This is a genomic window from Fibrobacter sp. UWB2, assembly GCF_002210425.1.
In the GTDB taxonomy this organism is placed as follows: Bacteria; Fibrobacterota; Fibrobacteria; order Fibrobacterales; family Fibrobacteraceae; genus Fibrobacter; species Fibrobacter elongatus.
In genome coordinates this window covers 437,052-459,002 of sequence record NZ_MWQK01000001.1, presented here as the reverse complement: position 1 = coordinate 459,002, position 21,951 = coordinate 437,052, and the positions used below count along the sequence as shown (strand labels likewise).

At 50.0% G+C, this 21,951-nt stretch carries 20 protein-coding genes; 15 read left to right on the top strand and 5 right to left on the bottom strand.

Features of this window, described 5'->3' with window-relative positions; all coding sequences use genetic code 11:
• Positions 1–43: 43 nt before the first annotated feature.
• The 7 genes from B7982_RS02025 (at position 44) to B7982_RS02000 (ending at position 6,423) form a co-directional block, all read left to right on the top strand.
• Complete coding sequence (locus B7982_RS02025; RefSeq protein WP_014545160.1) at positions 44–1,456, top strand: glycine--tRNA ligase; 1,413 nt, start codon at positions 44–46, stop codon at positions 1,454–1,456.
• 146 nt (positions 1,457–1,602) lie between these two features.
• A complete protein-coding gene (locus B7982_RS02020; protein ID WP_088659325.1) occupies positions 1,603–1,953 on the top strand; it encodes a hypothetical protein in 351 nt (116 codons plus the stop codon).
• Entirely contained in the window at positions 1,950–3,206 is a 1,257-nt protein-coding gene (locus tag B7982_RS02015) for a hypothetical protein (RefSeq protein ID WP_088659324.1), read from the top strand. Before B7982_RS02020 ends, B7982_RS02015 begins: the two co-directional genes overlap by 4 nt.
• Positions 3,200–3,460, top strand: coding sequence for a hypothetical protein (locus B7982_RS14745; RefSeq protein WP_144065906.1), 261 nt, complete (start codon positions 3,200–3,202; stop codon positions 3,458–3,460). The genes B7982_RS02015 and B7982_RS14745 overlap by 7 nt, the downstream gene beginning before the upstream one ends.
• A 7-nt stretch (positions 3,461–3,467) precedes the next feature.
• Positions 3,468–3,860: a hypothetical protein gene (locus B7982_RS02010; RefSeq protein ID WP_088659323.1), complete on the top strand. Its 393-nt coding sequence runs from the start codon at positions 3,468–3,470 to the stop codon at positions 3,858–3,860.
• Positions 3,857–5,179, top strand: coding sequence for a hypothetical protein (locus B7982_RS02005; RefSeq protein WP_088659322.1), 1,323 nt, complete (start codon positions 3,857–3,859; stop codon positions 5,177–5,179). The genes B7982_RS02010 and B7982_RS02005 overlap by 4 nt, the downstream gene beginning before the upstream one ends.
• Positions 5,180–5,184: 5 nt before the next feature.
• Complete coding sequence (locus B7982_RS02000; RefSeq protein ID WP_088659321.1) at positions 5,185–6,423, top strand: hypothetical protein; 1,239 nt, start codon at positions 5,185–5,187, stop codon at positions 6,421–6,423.
• Between the two features lie 35 nt (positions 6,424–6,458).
• Here the strand turns inward: B7982_RS02000 and hisI are convergent, their stop codons facing one another.
• The 3 genes from hisI to B7982_RS01985 form a co-directional block, all read right to left on the bottom strand.
• On the bottom strand, positions 6,459–6,809 hold the full coding sequence (gene hisI, locus B7982_RS01995; protein ID WP_088659320.1) for a phosphoribosyl-AMP cyclohydrolase: 351 nt from the start codon (positions 6,807–6,809) through the stop codon (positions 6,459–6,461).
• Positions 6,810–6,811: 2 nt separating this feature from the next.
• Positions 6,812–8,083, bottom strand: a complete 1,272-nt coding sequence (locus B7982_RS01990) for a glutamate-5-semialdehyde dehydrogenase (protein WP_088659319.1) — start codon at positions 8,081–8,083, stop codon at positions 6,812–6,814.
• A gap of 183 nt (positions 8,084–8,266) precedes the next feature.
• Complete coding sequence (locus B7982_RS01985; protein WP_088659318.1) at positions 8,267–11,098, bottom strand: glycoside hydrolase family 2 protein; 2,832 nt, start codon at positions 11,096–11,098, stop codon at positions 8,267–8,269.
• A 205-nt stretch (positions 11,099–11,303) separates the two neighbouring features.
• Here B7982_RS01985 and rplU point away from each other — a divergent pair, with 205 nt between their 5' ends.
• The 4 genes from rplU (at position 11,304) to B7982_RS01965 (ending at position 15,305) form a co-directional block, all read left to right on the top strand.
• Entirely contained in the window at positions 11,304–11,789 is a 486-nt protein-coding gene (gene rplU / locus B7982_RS01980; protein ID WP_072828036.1) for a 50S ribosomal protein L21, read from the top strand.
• 3 nt (positions 11,790–11,792) lie between these two features.
• On the top strand, positions 11,793–12,053 hold the full coding sequence (gene rpmA, locus B7982_RS01975) for a 50S ribosomal protein L27 (protein WP_014545145.1): 261 nt from the start codon (positions 11,793–11,795) through the stop codon (positions 12,051–12,053).
• A gap of 90 nt (positions 12,054–12,143) precedes the next feature.
• The gene (locus B7982_RS01970) at positions 12,144–14,513 is read left to right on the top strand and encodes a hypothetical protein (RefSeq protein ID WP_233138317.1); all 2,370 of its coding nucleotides are present in this window, start codon (positions 12,144–12,146) and stop codon (positions 14,511–14,513) included.
• Between the two features lie 6 nt (positions 14,514–14,519).
• Positions 14,520–15,305: an inositol monophosphatase family protein gene (locus B7982_RS01965; protein WP_088659316.1), complete on the top strand. Its 786-nt coding sequence runs from the start codon at positions 14,520–14,522 to the stop codon at positions 15,303–15,305.
• 112 nt (positions 15,306–15,417) lie between these two features.
• Here B7982_RS01965 and B7982_RS01960 read toward each other — a convergent pair whose 3' ends face one another.
• Positions 15,418–16,959, bottom strand: coding sequence for an acyl-CoA carboxylase subunit beta (locus B7982_RS01960; protein WP_073424024.1), 1,542 nt, complete (start codon positions 16,957–16,959; stop codon positions 15,418–15,420).
• 21 nt (positions 16,960–16,980) lie between these two features.
• Positions 16,981–17,829 carry an ACP S-malonyltransferase gene (fabD, locus tag B7982_RS01955; RefSeq protein WP_088659315.1) on the bottom strand — a complete coding sequence of 283 codons (849 nt, stop codon included), beginning with the start codon at positions 17,827–17,829 and terminating at the stop codon, positions 16,981–16,983.
• A gap of 241 nt (positions 17,830–18,070) precedes the next feature.
• Between fabD and B7982_RS01950 the strand changes: the two genes are divergently transcribed.
• The 4 genes from B7982_RS01950 to fabZ are packed head-to-tail and all read left to right on the top strand — an operon-like array spanning position 18,071 to position 21,942.
• Complete coding sequence (locus B7982_RS01950; protein ID WP_014544921.1) at positions 18,071–18,316, top strand: acyl carrier protein; 246 nt, start codon at positions 18,071–18,073, stop codon at positions 18,314–18,316.
• Positions 18,317–18,352: 36 nt separating this feature from the next.
• Complete coding sequence (locus tag B7982_RS01945) at positions 18,353–20,746, top strand: beta-ketoacyl-[acyl-carrier-protein] synthase family protein (RefSeq protein WP_088659545.1); 2,394 nt, start codon at positions 18,353–18,355, stop codon at positions 20,744–20,746.
• Between the two features lie 21 nt (positions 20,747–20,767).
• The gene (locus B7982_RS01940; protein WP_014544923.1) at positions 20,768–21,499 is read left to right on the top strand and encodes an SDR family NAD(P)-dependent oxidoreductase; all 732 of its coding nucleotides are present in this window, start codon (positions 20,768–20,770) and stop codon (positions 21,497–21,499) included.
• Positions 21,499–21,942: a 3-hydroxyacyl-ACP dehydratase FabZ gene (gene fabZ, locus B7982_RS01935; RefSeq protein WP_015732419.1), complete on the top strand. Its 444-nt coding sequence runs from the start codon at positions 21,499–21,501 to the stop codon at positions 21,940–21,942. The genes B7982_RS01940 and fabZ overlap by 1 nt, the downstream gene beginning before the upstream one ends.
• Positions 21,943–21,951 lie beyond the last annotated feature (9 nt).

The window sequence follows — 21,951 nt, the reverse complement described above, 5'->3', positions numbered from 1 at the left end:
GGCCAAAACACGCCCCTTGGGCACGGCCGATAAAGGATATATAATGGCAAAGAAAGTTCAGGATGCCCTCAAGGACATCATCTCCCTCTGCAAACGCCGCGGCTTCATTTTCCCCGGCTCCGAAATTTACGATGGCCTCGCCAATACTTGGGACTACGGTCCGTATGGCGTGGAACTCAAGCGCAACATCAAGAATCTCTGGTGGAAGAAGTTCGTGACTTCCCGCCACGATGTGCTTGGTCTCGATAGCTCTATTCTTTTGAACCCCCGCGTTTGGAAGGCTTCTGGCCACGTGGGCAACTTCTCTGACCCGCTCGTGGACTGCCTCGCTTGCCACGAACGTTTCCGCGCTGACCAGCTCCTCGAAGAAAAGCTCGGTGAAGGCTGCTGCGCTGGTAAGAATTTTGACGAAGTTCACCAGATGATGGTGGACAACAAGATCGAATGCCCGACTTGCGGCAAGACCGATTGGACAAAGCCGCGTGCTTTCAACCTCATGTTCCAGACTGAAATCGGCGTGATTGAAGGCGAAGGCAACAAGGTTTATCTCCGTCCGGAAACCGCTCAGGGTATCTTCGTGGACTTCCGCAACATCGTTGACAACGTCCGTCCGCGCATCCCGTTCGGTGTCGGTCAGATCGGTAAGTCTTTCCGTAACGAAATTACTCCGGGTAACTTCATCTTCCGTACTCGCGAATTCGAACAGATGGAACTTGAGTTCTTCTGCGAACCGGGTACTGAACTCGATTGGTACAACTTCTGGCGTAAGTACTGCTTCGAATGGCTCGTGAACGATCTCGGTGTGAAGCGTGAAAAGCTCCGCCTCCGCGAACATGCCAAGGAAGAACTTTCTCACTACAGTAACGGCACCACCGACGTCGAATACGAATTCCCGTTCGGTTGGGGCGAACTCTGGGGTATCGCTTCTCGTACGAACTACGACCTCACGCAGCACCAGAACGAATCCAAGGTCAAGCAGGAATACATTGACCCGGTCCAGAACAAGCGCTACATCCCGTACGTTGTCGAACCGTCTCTCGGTGTGGAACGTTTGCTCCTCGTGCTTCTCTGCAACGCTTACGAAGTCGAAAAGCTCGAAAACGACGAACGTACCGTGCTCCACTTCGATCCGAAGGTCGCTCCGGTCAAGGTTGCCGTGCTCCCGCTCGTGAAGAAGGGCAAGGTCAAGGAAAAGGCCGAAGAACTTTACCAGAAGCTCCTCAACCGCTGGAACGTTGAATACGACGAAACGCAGTCCATCGGTAAGCGCTACCGCCGTCAGGACGAACTCGGCACGCCGTTCTGCGTGACTGTCGACTTCGACACCGTTGGCGAGGGTGAATCCGATCCGGCAAAGCTTGGCTACGTGACTGTTCGCGAACGCGACTCCATGAAGCAGGAACTCGTCGCAATCGACAAGCTCGAAGCTTACCTCTTCGAAAAGCTCGGTTGCTAATCAGCCTCCAAAATAAGCTTAAAAAAGAATCCGCTTGCGGGTTCTTTTTTTGTTTGAAATAATAATGCTATATTGTTTATAAAAATTATTATAACGTATAGCTTATGAAGGTGAAAATTTTAATTCTATTGGCTTGCTTTTGCTTAATGGCGCTAACATCGTGCAGTCAGATTCCGTATGTTCTTGTAAACGCTCCTAAAAATCCGACTCCGCTTCAGCCAGGCGCTGTCGTACGTGTTGTCGATGCCGCTGAAATCCCCGTGATTCCTGAAAACAATACGTATTTGGGAACGGTTCAGACGAATGATGGCGCTTGCTCTCTTGAAAATTCTGCACAAGTGCTGTTGGATGTTGCTCAATCTGTAGGTGCGAATCTTATTTACATTAAAAAGTTCTCTGAACGCGATAGCCGCTATTCTGACGGCATTTTTTCTCCTACTCGTTGTGACATTGTAACGGCGGATTTGCTGTATGTTGATTTTGGAGGCGCAGAATGAAAATCAAAATTTTGATGTTTGTGATGTGCCTTTTCTCAGCAACGCTATTTGCCGCTGATGTATTTACGACATTTGATCTGAGTGACCCTGAATTGGGCCCCGTTTACAGAGTCCGTGGTGAATTGCTTGATGCCGCCCGTGATAGGGATACAGCGACGGTTTCTCAAAAATTAGCTGAACTTGAAGCGATGCAGACTGATTCTCTCATAACGATTCATGATGCCGAAAAATTTGGCATTTACAATGAATTGAAAATGTACCGTGCAATGCTCAAGTTCTTAGTGCAATACCACAAAAATGCGTATGTTAAGAAGGCCAAAAATACGAGATATGCCGGAAACGACGGCCTTACGACATTTACTCAAATGTATTTTGAGATGTCTCGTTCAAAAAAGATTCATGAAGAAATTGAGCGCGAATTGGCCGACTCTGATTTGGATGAGACCGAAATACGTGAAATGCGCTTGATGCTGTATTTGCCGCTGACTTATTACGATAATGAGTATCTCGAAAAGGTGAAAAGACGGGCTCAGGTTTTTCTCTCGAATGATGGTGACCATCCCGATGCTGAATGGGTACGTAAAAGTATCATGGCTCCGCTAGATCGCATGGACTTTATCGAAATGTTCTATAAGGACCGTGCAAACCGCAAGGAACATGTTATCCAAAATAGCTTGTATACAGGAGGTCTTGGCGTAAACATCTATCTTCTGAGTACTGGTGGCGGCTTCAAGAATTACTACCGCAAAGATTGGATTAAACCGGATAACTATCCTGTAACGGGAGAAATTTATCTGCAAATAAAGCGGTTCTCTATTTCAGGAGAATTTGTTAATTCTGGTCATAAGGGCGTGCTTGATTTAGGGGCTGCGCTGGGCTACGTCGTGCATGATAGCCGTTATCTTAAAATTCGCCCGTATATAGAAATTAGTGGTTGCATCTTTGGCGGAAATACAAAAGTCAAAAGTTTTAGCACCGGACGTGATGATTATGACCACATGATTTTTGAGGGAGTCCCTCAAGGCTATAGATACGAAAGCCCTGAATGGGGTACCGCTTATACTTTGGGTGTAAACATTGATTATAAGTTTGCCACGTTGTACCTCTTTTCTTCAAACAGATATCTTTCTTCTTTTTCAATCGTGGGTAAATTTGGCATGTCGTACATGAATTTGGAAGAAGATTATCCAGTGACGAGAGGCAAGGGCTTGGATGTCTTCATGGCTTTAGGTTTAGGTGTTTATTTATGGTAAAAAGTATCCTTTTTTCGATTGTCGGGCTTGTTTTGGTTGGCTGCTATGCGGACAATGGCGTCAACCCTTCAGAACAGTATCAAGATAAGCAATTTATAAATCGTACTGTTGAGGAATTTAAAAAATGGCCTGAATGCAATTCTCAAAGAGAAGGTCAGGTGGCTTTGTACGATCGTCGCTCCCATGGTGGATTTAAAAACGATATATATGTATGTGCTGACCATGCTTGGGTGTATTTAAGAAGTCAACAATAGGCTGACCATGAAACCTGTATTTTATTTTGTTATTGCTACTTGCCTATATGTGCTCGCTTCGTGCACTTCAGCGCCGTATTCTCTTGTGAAATCTCGAAATCAAGAATCTCCGCTGGATTCAAATGCTACAGTGCGTGTGGTTTACGCCTCCGATATCCCTGTGATACCGCAAAATAGCACGTATTTGGGAATTGCTGAAACGGATGGTTCCGGAAACTGCCCAGAAGGTCATCCCGAAAAAGTGCTGATTGACGCTGCTCGTTCTGTCGGTGCAAATTTTGTTTTCATAAAAGGATTTACGATTCCAAATGAAATCCCCACGATGAGCCGTTTTTTCGTACCTCCCTGTATAATTGCGACGGCTGATTTTTATCGCGTCGATTTTGGAGGTGCAAAATGAAACGGAGTGTACTTGCTATTTTCGTTTGCGTATTCCTAAAGACTTTGTACGCTGCAGATTCATCGGCACTGAGTGATTTTGAACGTTCATTGATGGATGTTCAAACGTCGCAAAATGAATTTGAACAGTCTCTTTTGAATCAGGAAGGCTCTGAGTTAGAGCCCGTCTACAAAGCCCGTGAAGAGCTGCTTGATGCCATTCGTAACAAGGATACTGCCGCTGTTTCTCAAAAAATTGAAGAACTGGAAAATATGCAGTCGTACCCTGTAAAAACGATTCATGCGGGTGAAAAGTTTGCGGCGTACAACGACTTGAAAATGTATCGAGCCATGCTTAAGATGCTTGTGCAACGTCTTCAGAATGCGTACGATTCTACCAGCTTGCAAAACGAAGCTTATGTCGGAAATGATGGCTTGATGGCTTATGCAGAGGACTATATTAACAAATTTGCTTCGAAAAGCCTCTATGAAGGCATTGAACGTTATCTCGATACCGAATCAGACTTGACGGAAGCCGAAATTCACGAACTGAGGCTGATGCTGTATTTGCCAATGGCGTATGACAGTCGTGATAACATTGAAAAAGTCAGAACGCTTGCGTCATACTTTGTTGAAAATTATAGCGACCATCCTGATGCGGAGTGGGTGCGGACATGTGTTTTGGAACCCTTGGAACGAGCTTCTTTTAGAGTGGAGTTCCTCAAAGACCGCAATGCCCGCTCAGAAGAAATTATTGCCAGTCGGTTCTATACGGGCGGAATTGGCTTTAATGTTTATTTTTTGGGTGGTGGCTTTGGTTACAGTGGCCATTACCGTAAGGATCTTGCAAAACCATCAAGCTATCCTGTAAATGGTGAAGTTTATTTGCAATTAAGCCGCCTTTCTGTTTCGGGAGAACTGATAAATGCGGGGCATAAAGGTGTTATAAATTTGGGTATGTCCTTTGGATTTGTGGCGTATGATAGCCGTTATTGGAAAATTCGCCCGTATGTGGGCTTTAGCAAGTGCCTATTTAACGCCGATCCTGTGAAACCTTATTTTGATTCCGTCCACAATGGTAAAGATTATTCATATTATAGTTTTGATGATTGGGGCAGTGAAGATACGGAGTTTTTTGGATCCGCCTTAACACTGGGCGTGAATGTCGACTTAAAATTTGCCACATCTTTTAGGAGCATAGATAGTTATGGAGTTTGGTCTGTTGCGGTTGTGAGTAAATTCGGGGTATCTCAACTGGATATGAAAAAGGGATTCCCTGTCACGCGCGGGAATGGTCATGATGTGTTCTTTGCTCTTGGCTTGGGCTTGTATTTTTGGTAAAGCAAATGAGGAAAACTTTATTTGTTCTTGTCCTGCTGATTTCTGTTGTGGTGTCTTTTGCCACTCCTTCGAAAAAGGAACTGTTTTCGCGTGCCCGCGACGCTTTGAAAACATCGCTTGAATCAAAGGACTTTGCTCGCTCTAGGCTCGCTATTGATTACCTGAAGCAAAATCTTGCCGAGGGTGCTCCATTGTCGTATTTTGAAGAGTATTTGGCCTTGATGGAAATGGGGGAGTACGATGAGGCTATTCCCATTTACGCCGATACGCGCCGACTTGTGCTCGATTCTACGTATTCCCCTCGAAACGATAGGCTTGTCGATGCGGGGGATGATATTTTGCGTTTTTACCTTTTCCGCAATTTTACTTCGTTTACAAAGCCGAAGGCCGATTCCCTGATTGCATTGGTGGATAGTTCTGATGCCAAACAACAAAATAAGGCGCTTTTTAAGGCTCTTGTCTATGCGGATATCGTTATTATTTTAAGGGGCTATTCCTTTGGTGGCGAAGGCGGATACTTTTTTAAAGAGATTGCAGATACGACTGCGGCAGAAGACTTCCTGAAGAATGCAAAGCAATATGTAGAAGAATATTCTCACGATGAACACGCGCGATACTTGAAGGAACAGATCATTCCTTTTGTTGAAAAGTATATGGCTCAACAGCGCTTGTTCCAGAAAGACCCGATTGCGCATAAATTCTATACTGGAGGTCTAGACCTTTACATCGGTACATGGAGTGGCTTTGTCAGTGGCGAGATTACAGACTATGTCAAAGATAAAATGGCAGGGGCGTTCCAGCTAGAAGCCCAATTGCGATACAAGCGTTTTGCGCTGTCATTTTTTATGGAATTTGGCTTGAATAATCAGCCGAAATGGGATGAGCCTGGTAATGAAAGTTCGAATCGTGATGGAACGGAGGGCTTGACGCTTGGCTTCAATGCCTATGACTCGCATGCATTGCGTGTTGAACCTTTTGTAGGTATTGCGCAAACGCATATGGGGGCGCTCGAAGACTATTATATTGTTCCGCATTGGGTGCTCGGCACGAATGTGGATGTCCGCTTTTTTGCGACCAAGCCTGAACGCGTTGGCTCGTTATCAGTTGCTTTTCTATTAAGAATTAAGTATAAAGTGATGTTTGGTACTGCAGAACCTGAGGGTTCTAGGAATAGCGATTATCCAAAATCCTTTGGCGCAGTCTATCACATGTTTGGAGTTTCGCTCGGCGTGAATCTTTGGTAATTAAAAAAAGCTCGGCATTTGGCCGAGCTAAATTTTTACTTATCGCAAGTTTTGAAGAAACAGCTGCGAGCGCCTGTGTGGCAAGCGACTTGCGGCCCTTGCATTCGCACTTTGAAAAGCAGCGCATCGGAGTCGCAGTCAGCGGCCCATTCGACTACCGTCATCACGTTTCCGCTTGTGTCGCCCTTGTGCCAGTATTCTTTGCGGCTACGGCTCCAGAAAACCATTTCGCCACATTCGTGCGTGCGGCGGAGTGCTTCTTCGTTCATCCATGCCATCATCAGCACATCGCCCTTGTCGGCGTCCTGAACGATTGCCGGTGCGAGCTTCACGCCACCGAATTCCACTTCGAACTTTACTTCTTTGATTAAGTCTTCAAACTTCATGATTAACCTCTAACCTGTCCGTTACCGCGCAAAATCCACTTGTAGCTGCAGAGGCTTTCGACGCCCATTGGGCCGCGTGCATGGAGCTTGTCCGTAGAAATTCCCACTTCGGCACCGAGACCGTATTCGCCACCGTCTGCAAAGCGTGTGCTGGCGTTCACCATCACGCTGCTGCTATCGACGTTTGCGACGAAGTAATCTTGAACGCTTGCGTCTTCTGCAACGACAGCTTCCGTGTGGCGGCTGCTGTTCTTTTCGATGTGGTCGCAGGCTTCTTCGACGTTATCGACGAACTTGACGCTAGCCTTGAGGGCGAGGTATTCGTGATGGTAGTTGCTGTCGTCACCGATGTCCTTGATGCGGCTGTCGTGACTTTGAGCATCTTTGTTGCCAAAGAGTTCCACGCCACGGTCGGCGAGGCAATCAATGAGCTTTTTCACGTTGGCATCGTCGATATGGCGGTCGATAATCACGCATTCCATGGCGTTGCACACGCCCGTGCGCTGAGTCTTCGCGTTGATGAGAATGTTCACTGCCTTTTCCATGTCGGCGGACTTGTCCACGTACACATGGCAGATGCCGTTGAAGTGCTTGATGACAGGAATCTTGCTCTGTTCCACGACGGCGCGGATCAAGCGTTCGCCACCGCGAGGAATTACGAGGTCGAGGCAATCGTTGCGCTGCAAGAGCATGCCCACGAGGTCATGGCTCGTTTCGGTCACGAGCTGCACGGCATCCTTGTCGACGCCGTTTTCTTCAAGAGCCTGGTGGAAAATTCCGGCGAGGCACTTAGCAGAGTTTAGCGATTCCTTACCGCCACGGAGAATCACGGCATTGCCCGCCTTAAAGCAAAGGCAAGCGCCGTCAATCGTCACGTTCGGGCGGCTTTCAAAAATAAAGAACACAGAACCTATCGGCACCGCGACACGGCTAATCTTGATGCCGTTCTTGAGTTCACGAGATTCAAGAACACGACCGAGCGGGTCGGTAAATGCGGCGATTTCTTCGGCGCCCTTGGCCATGGATTCGATGCGGGCATCGTTCAACGTCAGGCGATCCATCTTGGAATCGTCGAGCTTGCCGGCGGCAGCTTCGAGGTCAAGCTTGTTGGCGGCGAGAATTTCCGGCTTCTTTGCACGGAGGATTTCTGCAACACGTGCGAGCACGGCTGCGCGCTTTTCGGCGCTCAATGTACGAATTTTCTTGCTCGCGTTCTTTGCTTTGTTGGCGAGCTCGTCAGAGTATTTTTCCAAATTAATGTTATTCTGTGTCATATTGAGTAATATAGAAATTTAATAAGTTCTGCACTGGATCCTTCGGGCTGTCGCCCTCAGGATGACGGTTTGCGTGCTTTGTCATGCCCGCCTCCGCTCCGAGCGGGCACCTCCTTTTTAACGAAAAAGTCCCGCACCAGGGCGGGACTCTTGTAATTGCGTTTGAACTATGCCGATTCTGGATTACAGCAAGTTCACGATTGCCGTGAACAGAGCATCCGAAAGGGCGTTCGTTTCCAAGCCTTCAATCACGCTGAACTGGTTGAACATGATCTGACCCTTGCCAAACGGCACGAGCTGCAAGTCCACACCCGTCTTGATTTCGCCATCCTTGAGTGTCACGGAACGTGCGTAAACCTTAGCGCCAGCGAGCTCGTTCAACGAAATGCCCGGCATGGCCGATGCAGAGTTGTGGTCGAGAACGCCGTTGCCACCGAACACAGCGAGGAGCGGAGAATCCTTCGGCAAGTAGTGCAAGCTGAATTCGTTTGCACCCGTTGTCCAGTGTGCTTCAATCTTGTTTTCAAAGTTGTGGCTCTGGTTCAAGAGGTCGATATCTTCAGTCGTCATATCGGAGAGCAACAAAGTCTTGCCGCCGTTCTTCGTGACATCGATAATCTTTTCCAAGATTTCATCTGGCCAAGAACTCAAGTTTGCAGTGAAGATAATTTGTTCGGAACCGTCGAGAGCGGCGAGCACATCGCTCGATTCGTCATAGTTATCCAAGAAGCAGACCTTGCTCATGGCGTCCTTCACGTCGGCCTGTTCAATCACGATCAAGTCTTCGTAGCTGGAATGGATTTCCTTGCCGCAATCCTTGAGCGTGAGCTTAATCTTGTACATGCCGGTTGCGCGCGGAGCCATCAACGTGCAAATGCCAAGCTGCGTAAGAGTCTTCTTTTCTGCAGGTTCTTCCGGCATGACCTTTTGCGTGTTGAGGACTTTGTCCTTAGCGTCGAGGAGCGAAACTTCGATTTCCACATCTTCCAAACGGCTGTTGTTCAAAAGCGTGAGCTGGAAGCTGACTTCGCTCTGCGGTGTGGCGACGTGTTCAAGTTCGCTGATGAGCACGCGGCTCGGAGTTGTGATTTCGCGAGCGAAATTCTGGACGCCCTTGGACTTTCTGTTTTCGTCGTTAAGACCGCTGAAGTCGGTGCCGTTGTCGGCCCACTGGTCGAGGAAGAATCCGGAAATCTGCGGGTTGCTCTGGAAAGCCGTAATCTGGTCGTACTTGCTCTTGAGCGCAATGCGGTAAACATCGGCGTTGAACGATTCGAAGTTCGGCCAAATGGAGAGCTTGCTATCGTCGACGAACGTTTCCACAGACTTGAATTCGTTCTTGATAGCCTTCTGGCTCTTGACGCTGCGAGGACCGGCAATGGTGGTCGCGCGTTTCGGGAAGAGCGTATTGTTCTTGAGCGTCACCAAGACCTTGTTCTCGATGTCGTTCAAAATCGGTTCTTCTTCATCCTGGAAGTGGCTGTCGCCAAGACCCGTATCCGGCACCATGAGCTCTTCGTCTTCCTTGTCCAGCATGTGGGCGAGGTAGTGCGTGTAAGCGGCACTCGGGTTTAAACGCGGGTTCACGCGCATCGTAGCGTACTGCGAAATGCGGTCGATGGAGACCGGGATAATCTTACCCGTATCCTTGTGGAAGTTTGCTTCGTTGTCGAGGTAGATACTGTTGAAGTTGCTAATCGCCGGGCGGCAGGTGTCGATCGGGCTAATAGCGTTCAAAAGCTTGTTACCGTTCTGGAGCATGAATGTTCCGTTTTCGGAACCAAGAATCCAGGCTGCGATACACGGATGGTTGTGTTGGTCGCGCACCATGTCGTTGATGAGCTTCTTCGTGATTTCGAGGCCCTGTGCGGTAGAACGCATCGTGTGGATTGGGAATTCCTGGAACACGAACAAACCAATCTTGTCGCAGATGTCGAGAGCCGTGCTGCTGAGCGGAGCGCCGCAAGAACGGATGACGTTGAAGCCTGCTGCCTTCACGGCGTTCAAGTCTTTTTCGAGAGCCGGGTTCTGGTCGGTCCAGAGGCCGCCTTCGCTCCACTGCTGGTTGTAGCTCACGCCCATGAGCTTCACGATGGAGTCGTTGATGTAGTAGTCACCCTTGAGGCAGTCGAACTTGCGGAAACCGAACGTCTTCACGACAGGGAAGGTGTATTCCGGAGCCTTGCCCTTGGCGCCCTTGATTTCGAGCTGCATTTCGATGGCAAACAGGTTCGGACGTTCCGGACTCCAGACGCACTTGTCCTTCTTCCAGTCCTTGATGCCAAGCAAGAACTTCTGCGTGGCGTTTTCCTTTTCGAGCTTGATGTCCTTGAAGAATTCGTAAACGTCGCCGTTCGGGTTCTTCATGAGGATGCGGAGGCGGGACTGGTAACCGCGCGGGTTGTTGAAGAATGCTTCGACAGAAACGCGTTCCTGGTCCATGTCCGGTTCGACGTGAATGTCAGAAATGAATGCGGCGTTGCCGAGAATCAAGTCCACGTGACCGCAGATACCGCCATACGGATACTGCGACCAGGGGAGGCCAACCGGCATTTCGCCCGGGTGGGCATAGCGGTCATTTGCGCCTTCCTTGCTTTCGCGACCGAAGTCGATGCGGCTATTTGTTGCACCCATGTTTGCAACGCGGATGCAAAGGATGTTTTCTTCGCCGAGCTTGATAGCCTTCTGCGTTTCAATGACAAAGGACGTGTAGGCGCCAAAGTGGTCGCCCAAAAGCTTACCGTTAAGCCAGATGGTGGCGTGTGTTGCGATCTTTTCAAAGCGGAGGAAAATGCGCTTTGTGACTTGCTTTTCGTCGTCAATCGTGAATCTCTTGAAATAGAATGCGCAGTCCTGGGCCATCAAAAGCTTGTCAAAAGCTCTTTCCCAGATGTGGGGAACGCTAACAGTCTGTGTTTTTTCAGGATACGTTGCATACCAACGATTGGAGATGCCGGTGTCTTCCGTGTCCCAGATCATCTGCCAATCGCCATCAAGGCTGATAATTTTGCTCATTAGGGGATCCTTTATAAAATTCCGAAGACAATTTAGCAAAAAGAGATGTGAGACGAGTGATGAGAGACGAGAGAATAGGCTTAAACGAGCTGCTTATTTCTCGAAAATTCATTTTTTTATCATTTTTCACTCCTGTGCCCCTTTGATTTTCTGTGCACTATTACTAAATTTGTGGTCCCAATAGCAAACTAAAAAGGATTACAAAATGTATTCTATTGTTGAAGCAGGTGGTTTCCAGTATAAAGTCGAGCTCGGCAAGGCCTACAAGCTCCCGTTGATCGACGCCGCTGTTGGTTCTGAACTGGAGCTCAAGTCCGTCCTTCTTTTCTCCGGAAAAGAAGTGCAAGTCGGCACCCCTGTCCTGAATGATGCTTCTGTCAAGGTCGAAATTCTCGCCCATGGCAAGGAAGACACGATCATCGTGTTCAAGAAGAAGCGTCGTACTCGTTACGAACGTCGTAACGGTCATCGTCAGGGCTATACCGAGGTGCTCGTCACGGAACTCCGCTCTGGCGCTGAATCTGCAGTCGTAGACCCTCAAGTTATTACCCGCAACCGCGCTCGCGTGGCTGCCCTTGCTAAGCAGAAGGCTCAGAACAAGCCGCTCACTCGCAAGGAAAAGATCGCTCAGGGACTTCCGAAGCCGGCTAAGGTCAAGAAGAACTCTTTGCGTAAGGCTAAGGAGGCTTAATCCATGGCACATAAGAAAGGTCAAGGTTCAGTACGTAACGGCCGCGACAGTAACGCCAAGTACCTTGGTGTTAAGAAGTATGCGGGCGAAACCGTCAAGGCTGGCAACATCATCGTTCGTCAGCGCGGTTCTCACTTCCACAAGGGCAACAATGTCGGTATGGGCAAGGACTTTACCTTGTTCTCCCTCGTTGATGGCACTGTGAAGTTCGAACGCCTCGATGCAAAGCGCCAGAAGGTCTCTGTCTATCCTGAAGAAGCCTAATAACTTTGGTTAGCTTTTAAAAGCCGGACGCGAAAGCGCCCGGTTTTTGTTTTTATTCAGCATTTTTTCTAAATTAATAGCGTGAATTCTATGCGCTTTTTAAAACTTTATCTCTTATCTGTTTTTGCTCTGTTCCTCTTGGCCTGCTCCGACGATGATGAAGGTCCGGAGTTCTCTTTTGATAGGGAAATTTCTGAAATTTCAGTCCTTGAAGATTGCGGTGCGGACACTGCCGACGGTCGCCCTTGCTATAAAATTCGCTATCGATACCCTTACCACCTCGATGATTATTCCGGTTTGTGCGTTTGGCTCGATAGGTTCATTGTCGACGATACGTCGAAGGCTGTGAACAATAAGCAGATTGCGCAGGCGCATGATTCGTCGAATAAAGAAGCCTTTTTCTTTGAATACAAGACGAATGGACGTTACTACGATACGCTCGATTTGACGGACAGGGTCGCCCAGTTTATCGATGACGGTTATGACTCGCTTCAGGTCGCCCTCTTCTGCGAATATTCCGATGGCAGGGATCCGGGGGCCGTGCAGCGTACCGTCCTTCGTTTTAAGGATAATATCGCTCCTTCAAATGTCGTGCCCGAGGATTCCGTTTGGTCTAAGGGTGTGCTGATTTCTTGGGACCGTCCGACGGACCAGACGAGCTTCCATAAGCAAGGGGTGAATGACGGAAAAATTTTTGGCTATAACGTCGTCATTTACGCCATCGACCGCCCGGACGAAGATATCCGCGATCTCAAGGTCTCCGTTCAGACGCCGAAGGGGACGGATTACACAGGGGATAAGTATTTCAAGCGCGATGCCCAGATTGTACGCTCGGTTGATTCCTTCTATGTCCAGAATGTGGAACGCAGCGACAAGGTGAAAAACTACCTTCGCCTCGTCATTTTTGATGGGGAAGGCTACAATACGCAAGACCCCGCAAAGAACAATTTCAGGCTTATTATCGAAGGGCTTCGCACGCGCTCCAATACCGAAGACTATGAATACAAGATTGGATTCTCGGCTTGGGACGAAGTCGGCAATCGAAGCGGTTCCCAGGGCGACCCTCAGGTCGATCCTAAGGACTGGCGCGGATTCATGACGACGGACTCCATCGCTCCGTTGATGCCGAAAAAGGTTTTCTTCGAAGAAGATTCTCTCTTCCCAGGATTTGCCAAGCTGGATAGCAATAACCATGTCCGTATCTATTGGAACCGCAGCGTGGACCCGCTCAAGTTTAAGCATGGGATTTCTGTGGATTCCGAACTCGTGATTCCGAGAGGGTGCAATATCCAGGAATGCTATGAAGATGTCTCGAAGTATACAGTTAGATATTACAACAAACTAGACAAGTCCTGGAACCTGTATGCAGATGCGGATAAGGATGGTATCTATTCCCGCTACCGCAGAGACGGAAAGGGCGGTTTCGAGTATGACGCCTTGGATACCGCAAGCTTTATCTCTTATACGATCCGTAGAGTCGCTCCTGGTGATACGATAATCTTGCGCCTCAATTCTGTCGACAGCTCGGGCTACAAGTCCGGTGTCTTGCAGGATACGGTTTTTGTTTCGCCGGGTAAGCTCGGTGATGAATTGAAATGCCCGGAAGGCTTTGTCGCCGTCTCGACGTCTGATACGACATCGTTCTGCATGGAGCGGTATGAACACCGCAGTGCCGATGGAAAGTTCATGACGAATGTTCTGCATTCCGAAGCGGTTGCAGCTTGCGAAGCAATTTCTGCAAGCGGTTTTGAAGTTTCTCTTTGCAAGGAACGCGACTGGGAACTGACTTGTCTCTCGGGCGGTTCGCTCCCGTACGGCGTGATTGAAGAAGATGACAAGTCTTCGGATTATCTCTTCAGGTATTGCAATGTGAGCACAGGGAATGCCGCAATTGCAGAAGATATCGCGAAGCGCGACCCCCAGTGCATGAATCCGATGGGCGTGAGGGACTTGCCCGGCCAGTTCCAGGAATGGGTGATGGGCCGTTCTGAAGATTCTGTCGCCGTGGTGAAGGGTTCTAGCTATATGATTTATGAAGGCCTTGACCGTGAATCGATTGCCTATTGCACCAACCGCGCTTTCCCGTATTACACGCGTCCGGGCTATACGCAAGATACTGTTTATCTCTACCGCGAAGGCACAAAGGTCGATACGGTCTATGCTGCCGATACGACTAGAACTTTGTACCAAAAATTGACAACAAAGGACTTCAAGGACACGCTCCAGTTCTATGATGTTGTAGATGCCAATGGAAAGGTGATAGGGAAGGACTTCTCGCTTTATTCCGAGTACAAGAAGGGTGGCGATGCCTGGCTTGATTCTCTTGCAAACGGGCTCACATACAAGCCGACAACCAAGGAAGCTGTATTCCTCACAGGTGAAAAGCTTTATTACCGTGCTGCCGCCTCGTTCTACAAGTCCTCGACGATCGGCTTCCGCTGCTGCGCGTACAAGAAATAAAAAGAAATGAATACAGAAGACTTTTTGAATGTCGCAAAGGAACTAGCTCTTAAAGCAGGCGACCTTTGCCTTGAACTCCAAAATAACCTTGGCAATGTCCGCTACAAGACTGCCAAAGACGTTGTGACCATTGCCGATGTCTCTAGTGAAAAGCTTATTGTCGAAGGGCTTCGTGCTGCTTTCCCGACGCACTCCATCCGCACCGAAGAAGCGGGCATTATCGAAGGCTCCGACCCGCGCTACCGCTGGATTATCGACCCGGTCGATGGCACGGTGAACTTTAGCCGTGGTATTCCGCTGTGGGGAATTTCTATTGCGCTCCATTTCGAAGGCAAACCGCTGGTGGCGGTTGTTAATTTGCCCAAACTCGGTGAACTCTACACAGCCGCAAAAGGCATGGGCGCATTCATGAATGGCAAACAAATTCACGTGAGCCGCGAATCGAATCCGACTCATGCAATTGTTTCGAACGGAGACTTTAACGTGGGCGATGCCGCAAAAATCAATGCGCAGAATTCGCACAATTTTGCCCGTGAAGCCGAAACGTTCGAACGCGTGAAGTGCCTGGGCTCTGCAGTGATTGAAGGCTGCTTCACGGCCTGCGGCCGCATTGATTGCTTTGTGATGACCATGAGCTATCCGTGGGACATCGCGGCAATTGCGCTCCTCGTCGAAGAAGCGGGTGGCAAGTCCACACACATCGATGGCTCTCCCATGCAGTTCGTCGACGCCGAACAAGTCATCTTTACCAACGGCCTCTTGCACGACACCCTCGTGAAAACCCTCGCTTAAAACGCGTTGTCATCCTGGAGGCACGAAGTGCCGATAGGACCCATAATTTCTCGTATAACAAAAAAATCCCGATTCTTTCGAATCGGGACTTTTAATTTCGCAATAAACTGAATTACAGCGGAATATTTCCGTGCTTCTTCCAAAGCACAGCCTTCTTCTTGTTCTTCAAGTTTTCGAACGCAGAAACAAGGCGGTCACGAACGCTCTTCGGTTCAATGACTTCGTCAATGAATCCGTTGCCAGCGGCAATGTACGGGTTCAAGTACTTTTCTTCGTATTCGTTGATGTACTGTTCGCGGAGCTTGGCCGGTTCAGCAGAAGCGGCGATTTCCTTTCTGCGGAGAATGTCGACAGCGCCTTCAGCACCCATAACGGCGATCTGAGCGATCGGGAGAGCGAACACGCAGTCTGCACCGAGGTTCTTGCTGTTCATGGCGATGTATGCGCCACCGTAAGCCTTGCGGAGGATGAGCGTCACGCGCGGCACTGTTGCTTCGGCGTATGCAAAGAGGAGCTTTGCACCGTGGCGGATAATGCCGTTGTGTTCCTGCTTCGTACCCGGCATGTAACCCGGAACGTCTTCGAGCGTAAGGATAGGAATGTTGAAGCTATCGCAGAAGCGGACAAAGCGTGCAGCCTTATCGCTAGCGTCCACGTCCAAAGAACCGGCGAGGTACTTCGGCTGGTTAGCGACAACGCCAATCACGTTACCGTCGAGGCGGATAAAGCCGATGACAACGTTTTTTGCAAATTCCGGCTGGATTTCGAGGAAGGAATCCTTATCGGCAAAGCAGTTGAGCACGTCACGGACATCGTAAGCGCGCTTGAAGTTGTCCGGAATGATTTCTTCGATGTCGGCGGACTTGTCCACGATCGTACCGGCCTGAGCGACAGACTTGTCTGTGTTGCTCTGCGGGAGGTACTTGAGCAAGTTACGCACGCCTTCGAGGCATTCCTTGTCGTCCTTGTACACGAAGTGTGCAACGCCGGACTTGGAAGAATGAACGCCTGCGCCACCGAGCTGGTCCGGGGTCACGACTTCAGCAGTCACAGCCTTCACGACGGCCGGGCCCGTGATGAACATCTGGCTCGTCTTTTCGGTCATGAAGATAAAGTCTGTAATAGCCGGGGAGTAGCAAGCACCACCTGCGCACGGTCCGAGAATCACGGAAATCTGCGGAATCACGCCGCTTGCCCAAGTGTTACGGGCAAAAATGCCACTGTAACCGTCGAGGGAGCTAACGCCTTCTTCGATACGGGCACCACCGCCATCGTTGATGCTGATAAACGGCACCATGGAATCAAGGGCGAGGTCCATCACGTGGCAAATCTTCTTCGCGTGTGCGGAACCGAGAGAACCGCCGCTCACCGTGAAGTCCTGGGAGCAGGCGTAAACCGGGCGGCCATTGATCTTGCCGTAACCCGTCACGACACCGTCACCGTAAATGCGCTTGGATTCCGGGAGCTCGATGCTCTGGGAAAGGCGCATGGCACCGATTTCCTTGAATGTTCCCTTGTCAAAAAGGATCTCAAGGCGTTCGCGAGCGGTGAGCTTGCCCTGGGAATGCTGCTTTTCTACACGAGCGGCGCCACCACCGGCCTGTGCCTTGGCGTTGCGTTCGCTCAACTTTTCTAAATACGATTTATCCCACATAGTATTCCTGTGTGTTTGCGCTTACTTCTGAATGCGCTTGATAAGGTTGGTAAGGACTTCGCCGGGGCCAAGTTCCTTAAATTCCGTGGCACCGTCTGCAATCATGTTCTTGACCGTCTGTGTCCAACGGACGGGGGAGGTGAGCTGAGTGAGAAGGTTTGCCTTAATTTCGTTCGGGTCTGTGTGCGGCTTGGCGTCTACGTTCTGGTAGACTGGGCAGACCGGAGTCGAAAATTCAGTTTCTTCGATAGCCTTTGCAAGTTCTGCACGGGCGCTTTCCATGAGCGGGGAGTGGAATGCACCACCGACCTGCAGCGGAACGACGCGCTTCACCTTGCCGGTGAGGTATGCTGCAACAGCGTCGATGCCGGCCTTTTCGCCAGAAATCACGACCTGTCCCGGGCTGTTGAAGTTTGCCGGAACAACGGCTGCGTCTTTGACCTGTGCGCAAGCTTCTTCGACGAGTTCATCAGAACCGCCGAGAACAGCGGCCATCGTGCCCGGGCGGAGTTCGCAAGCCTTCTGCATGGCTTCGGCACGCTTTGCAACGAGCTTGAGGCCTGCTTCAAAAGTGATGGCGCCCGTGGCCGTGAGTGCAGAGAATTCGCCGAGCGAGTGACCTGCGGCCATATCCGGCTTACCACCCTGGACCTTTGCCATAGCAACAGAGAGCAGGAACACTGCCGGCTGCGTGACTTTCGTCTGCTTGAGGTCTTCTGCGGTGCCATTGAACATCACGTCAGTGATGTTGAAGCCGAGAATTTCGTTTGCCTTGAGGAACATCGACTTTACGTCGGCGTTCGATTCGAATAAATCTTTGCCCATTCCTGGGAACTGAGAACCCTGACCGGGAAATACGTATGAAATCATGGCTCAAATTTAGTAAATAATATTACTGTAAATGGTATTTATATATTACAGAAAACATACTTTTTAAAAAAGTTTACAATACGCATTTTGCCCTAAACACACTAACTAATATAGGTGTGATGCGTATTTACCATTTATCCTCGAAAACTGCATTTTGTACGTTTTTTGTGAAAACTGCAATTTACGAAAGAATATTTTTCTATCTTTGCACTAAAATTTTATCAAAAGAGGATACAAAAATATGGCAAACGAAGAAATCAAGAGCAAACTCAAGGCATTCTTTATGTCCGATCTCGGCGTAGATGGCGATGTCCTGAATTACGATACTCCGCTTTTCGGCGAAGAAATCGGTCTTGACTCCGTGGACTCCCTTGAAATCATCTCCTTCGTCGATGACAACTTCGGCGTTTCTATGACTGGCGTTGCTAAGGAAAACTTCCAGAGCATCGACACCATCGCCGCTTTCATCGAAAAGAACAAGGCTTAATCAAGCCTTTTTATTTGAGTATTGTTTGGAATTTCTATGACTTCTAATAATCGTCGCTGTGTTGTTTCTGGCCTTGGCGTTATCTGCGCCGTAGGCAACAATGTTGAAGAAACCTGGAAAAACGCCCTGAATTCCGTCTCCGGTATTCACAAGACTACTTCGCTCGATACCAAGAACTGCTATGCAGACCTCGCTGCCGAAGTGAACTGTGATACGCTGGACGATATCGAATGCCCGGACGAAAAGGACCGCGCCTCCAAGCTCTGCATCAAGGCTATGAAAGAAGCCCTGAATGATGCTGGTCTCGGTGACTTTGCCGATAGCAGCCGCGTAAGCGTCATCATCGGTAGCTGCGTGGGTGGAGTCCTCAGCATTGAACAGTACCACCGCCACGGTAAGAACGTCAACGAAATTCCGAAGATGCCCATTGCCGCAATCGCCTCCCAGGTGGCCGAAGCTTGCCATGCGGGCGGCATTGTCACAAACGTGGGCAACGCTTGCGCTGCCGGTACGATTTCCATTGCTCTTGCTTGCGACCTTATCCGCGCAGGCAAGGCTGATGTCGTGATCGCCGGTGGCTCCGACTCCTTTGCTTCTGTTCCGTACTCTGGCTTCCTATCTCTCCATGCCTTGGACGAAAACGGTTGCTCTCCGTTCAACCACTGCAACGGCATCACCCTCGGTGAAGGCGCTGGCATCGTGATTGTCGAATCTCTGGAACATGCCGAAAAGCGTAACGCCAAACGTTATTGCGAAGTTCTCGGCGCAGGTGTCACAAGCGACGCTCACCACATTACGGCTCCTCGCGAAGATGGCGTCTGCCTCCTCGAAGCGATGGACCGCGCTGTCAAGAATTCTGGCATCAAGAAGTCTGACATCGGTTATCTGAACGCTCATGGTACGGGTACGGGCAAGAACGACAATGCAGAAATCAATGCATTCCACAAGTTCTTCGACGAAGAAAATCCGACCTTGAGTGTCAGTTCGACCAAGGTAATGACGGGCCACTGCCTCGGCGCCGCCGGTGCAATCGAAGCCGTGTTCAGCATCAAGGCTCTCACGACGAACACTGTGCTCCCGACACTCCATTACACTGCCGAAGATTCCGAAGCCCTCAAGGCTAAGGTCGGCTCGATGGACTACGTGCAGAACACCCCGCGTGCCAAGGAACTCGAATGCGTCATGAGCAACAACGTCGCTTTCGGCGGCACGAACGCAAGTATCGTGTTCAGCAAGAAGCCGGGCGATGTGCAGAGCCAGGTCGCTAAGGATAAGAAGATTGCTGTGACAGGTATTGGCATTGTAAGCCCGATCGGTAACAGCAAGGAAATTTACCTTGACGCCGTCAAGAACGGTAAGCTCCCGGAATCCGCTTCCATTTGCTCGACCGTTACGAACGACGACTACAAGGAACTCGGCATCAAGATGGCCTTCTACCGCAAGCTCGACAATCTGGGCCAGCTCCAGACCGTGTCCGGCATGCGCGCCCTCAAGGATGCAAACTTTACGGTCACTGAAGACAACGCCAAGCAGATTGGTATCATCGTGGGTACTAGCGAAGGCGGCCTCGGTGCCACTTACGATTTCGAGGAACTCATTGCCGAAGCTGGTAATGCTGGCGGTAGCGCCTTCAAGTTCCCTCACACAGTTTATAATGCCGCCGGTGGTTACCTCTCGATTCTCTCTGGAATTAAGGGCTACGGCGTCACCATCACGACGGGTCCGCTCTCCGGTCTCGATAGCATCGGCTACTCCATGAACGTCATCCACGACGGTCAGGAAGAGGCTATGATGGCTACGGGTACGGACGAAAACCTCCCGATCATCACCGAACTCTGCCAGAAGATGAACGTCGCCGCCGACAAGGTGGTGGAACCGTATTCCAACTCCAATGGCTTTGTGGTGGGCGATGGCTCTGTTTCTATCATCATGGAAACCGAAGACTACGCCAAGTCCCGTGGTGCAAAGGTTTACTGCTACGCCCTCGGTTACGGCAACGGCCGCAAGAACGTGAAGTTCGGCCACATCTCCGGTTCTGACGAAGCTCTTGACCTTGCTATCAAGGATGCTCTCAACGATGCAGGCGTGAGCATTGACGAAATTGACGCTGTCTGCGGTTTTGCAAACGGCTTCAAGAAGATTGACGATATCGAAAAGGGTGCATACGCACGCGTGTTTGGCGACAAGCTTGCAAGCCTCCCGCTCTTCCAGGTGAAGGAACGCGTGGGCGAAGGCCGTGCCGCTTCTGCGACACTCGCCGCTGCCGAAGCCGCTCTCATGCTCGGTGGTGAACTTGCTGAAGAAAACGCCTACTTTATCGCAAATGGCGAAGTTTCTAAGAAGAAGGTCGCAACTGCGGGCTTCAAGAAAATCTTGGTCACGTCCTTTGCTACGGGCGGTTCTTACAGCGCCGTCGTGCTCGGTAAATAATTTTTTGAAGGAGAATTTATAATGAAAGTTGCAATCGTTACTGGTTCTTCTAAGGGGATTGGCAAGGCTTGTGCCCTCCGCCTCGCTCGTGACGGCTACACAGTCGTCGTAAACTACTCCAGCTCTGATGAAGCTGCACTCCAGACGCTTGAACAAATTAAGGCTGAAGGTGGCGATGGCATGGTCTACAAGGCTAACGTCGCTGTTCTTGCCGAAGTCAAGCAGATGGTGCGCGATGTGTTCAAGGCTTATGGCCGTATCGACGTGCTCGTGAACAACGCCGGTATCGTCCGTGACGAATATCTTTTGATGATGAACCCGGATACGCTCGACAAGTGCTTTGACTTGAACGTGAAGGGCTACTTCTACTGCGCACAGCAGGTCGCTGTCAAGATGTACAAGCAGAAGTCTGGCGTTATCATCAACATGTCTTCTGTTTCTTCCAAGTTCGCTCTCGCAGGCCAGGCTGTTTACAGCGCTACGAAGGGCGCCGTGAACTCCTTTACGCAGACGCTCGCCAAGGAACTTGGCGGTTACGGCATCCGCGTGAACGCAGTCGCTCCGGGCTTTGTCGCTACAGAAATGATCGAAGCCATCCCGGAAGAAACCCGCAAGGGCTACCTCGAAAAGGTGCCGCTCAAGCGCTTTGCCTCTGCTGACGAAGTCGCAAACGTCGTTTCTGCTCTCGCTTCTGACCAGTTCGCCTATGTGACGGGTCAGGTCATCGTTTTGGATGGAGGCCTTTCCCTGTGATGAACATTTACCAGATCAGCGAAAAGATTGCCCAGCGTCCGCCGTTCCAGATGATCGAAAAGGTCACGGAACTCGTTCCGAACGAATCTGCAACGGGCATCAAGAATGTCTCTGTAAACGAACCGTACTTCATGGGCCACTTCCCGGGCACCCCGATTATGCCGGGCGTCCTCATTTGCGAAGCCTGCGCCCAGCTCTGCTCGCTCGTTATCGAGAAGCCGGCCGAAGACCTCGAAAAGAACTTGTACGTTCTTTTGAAGATTGACGGTTTCAAGTTCGTGAAGCCTGTGATTCCGGGCGACCAGCTCGAAATCTCCGTCAACAAGACGAAGGGTGGTGGAGTCATCGTCGGCTTTGACTGCGTTGTCAAGGTGAACGGCAATGTCCACGCCAAGGGCTCGTTGACGTTTACGAGCATCCCCAAGGAATCCTTGGGCAAATAAATTAATTGT

Bases quoted from the DNA above. Each gene is read 5' to 3' on its own strand.
- B7982_RS02025 (WP_014545160.1), top strand. From the start codon at position 44: ATGGCAAAGAAAGTTCAGGATGCCCTCAAGGACATCATCTCCCTCTGC.
- B7982_RS02020 (WP_088659325.1), top strand. From the start codon at position 1,603: ATGGCGCTAACATCGTGCAGTCAGATTCCGTATGTTCTTGTAAACGCT.
- B7982_RS02015 (WP_088659324.1), top strand. From the start codon at position 1,950: ATGAAAATCAAAATTTTGATGTTTGTGATGTGCCTTTTCTCAGCAACG.
- B7982_RS14745 (WP_144065906.1), top strand. From the start codon at position 3,200: ATGGTAAAAAGTATCCTTTTTTCGATTGTCGGGCTTGTTTTGGTTGGC.
- B7982_RS02010 (WP_088659323.1), top strand. From the start codon at position 3,468: ATGAAACCTGTATTTTATTTTGTTATTGCTACTTGCCTATATGTGCTC.
- B7982_RS02005 (WP_088659322.1), top strand. From the start codon at position 3,857: ATGAAACGGAGTGTACTTGCTATTTTCGTTTGCGTATTCCTAAAGACT.
- B7982_RS02000 (WP_088659321.1), top strand. From the start codon at position 5,185: ATGAGGAAAACTTTATTTGTTCTTGTCCTGCTGATTTCTGTTGTGGTG.
- hisI (WP_088659320.1), bottom strand. From the start codon at position 6,809: ATGAAGTTTGAAGACTTAATCAAAGAAGTAAAGTTCGAAGTGGAATTC.
- B7982_RS01990 (WP_088659319.1), bottom strand. From the start codon at position 8,083: ATGACACAGAATAACATTAATTTGGAAAAATACTCTGACGAGCTCGCC.
- B7982_RS01985 (WP_088659318.1), bottom strand. From the start codon at position 11,098: ATGAGCAAAATTATCAGCCTTGATGGCGATTGGCAGATGATCTGGGAC.
- rplU (WP_072828036.1), top strand. From the start codon at position 11,304: ATGTATTCTATTGTTGAAGCAGGTGGTTTCCAGTATAAAGTCGAGCTC.
- rpmA (WP_014545145.1), top strand. From the start codon at position 11,793: ATGGCACATAAGAAAGGTCAAGGTTCAGTACGTAACGGCCGCGACAGT.
- B7982_RS01970 (WP_233138317.1), top strand. From the start codon at position 12,144: ATGCGCTTTTTAAAACTTTATCTCTTATCTGTTTTTGCTCTGTTCCTC.
- B7982_RS01965 (WP_088659316.1), top strand. From the start codon at position 14,520: ATGAATACAGAAGACTTTTTGAATGTCGCAAAGGAACTAGCTCTTAAA.
- B7982_RS01960 (WP_073424024.1), bottom strand. From the start codon at position 16,959: ATGTGGGATAAATCGTATTTAGAAAAGTTGAGCGAACGCAACGCCAAG.
- fabD (WP_088659315.1), bottom strand. From the start codon at position 17,829: ATGATTTCATACGTATTTCCCGGTCAGGGTTCTCAGTTCCCAGGAATG.
- B7982_RS01950 (WP_014544921.1), top strand. From the start codon at position 18,071: ATGGCAAACGAAGAAATCAAGAGCAAACTCAAGGCATTCTTTATGTCC.
- B7982_RS01945 (WP_088659545.1), top strand. From the start codon at position 18,353: ATGACTTCTAATAATCGTCGCTGTGTTGTTTCTGGCCTTGGCGTTATC.
- B7982_RS01940 (WP_014544923.1), top strand. From the start codon at position 20,768: ATGAAAGTTGCAATCGTTACTGGTTCTTCTAAGGGGATTGGCAAGGCT.
- fabZ (WP_015732419.1), top strand. From the start codon at position 21,499: ATGAACATTTACCAGATCAGCGAAAAGATTGCCCAGCGTCCGCCGTTC.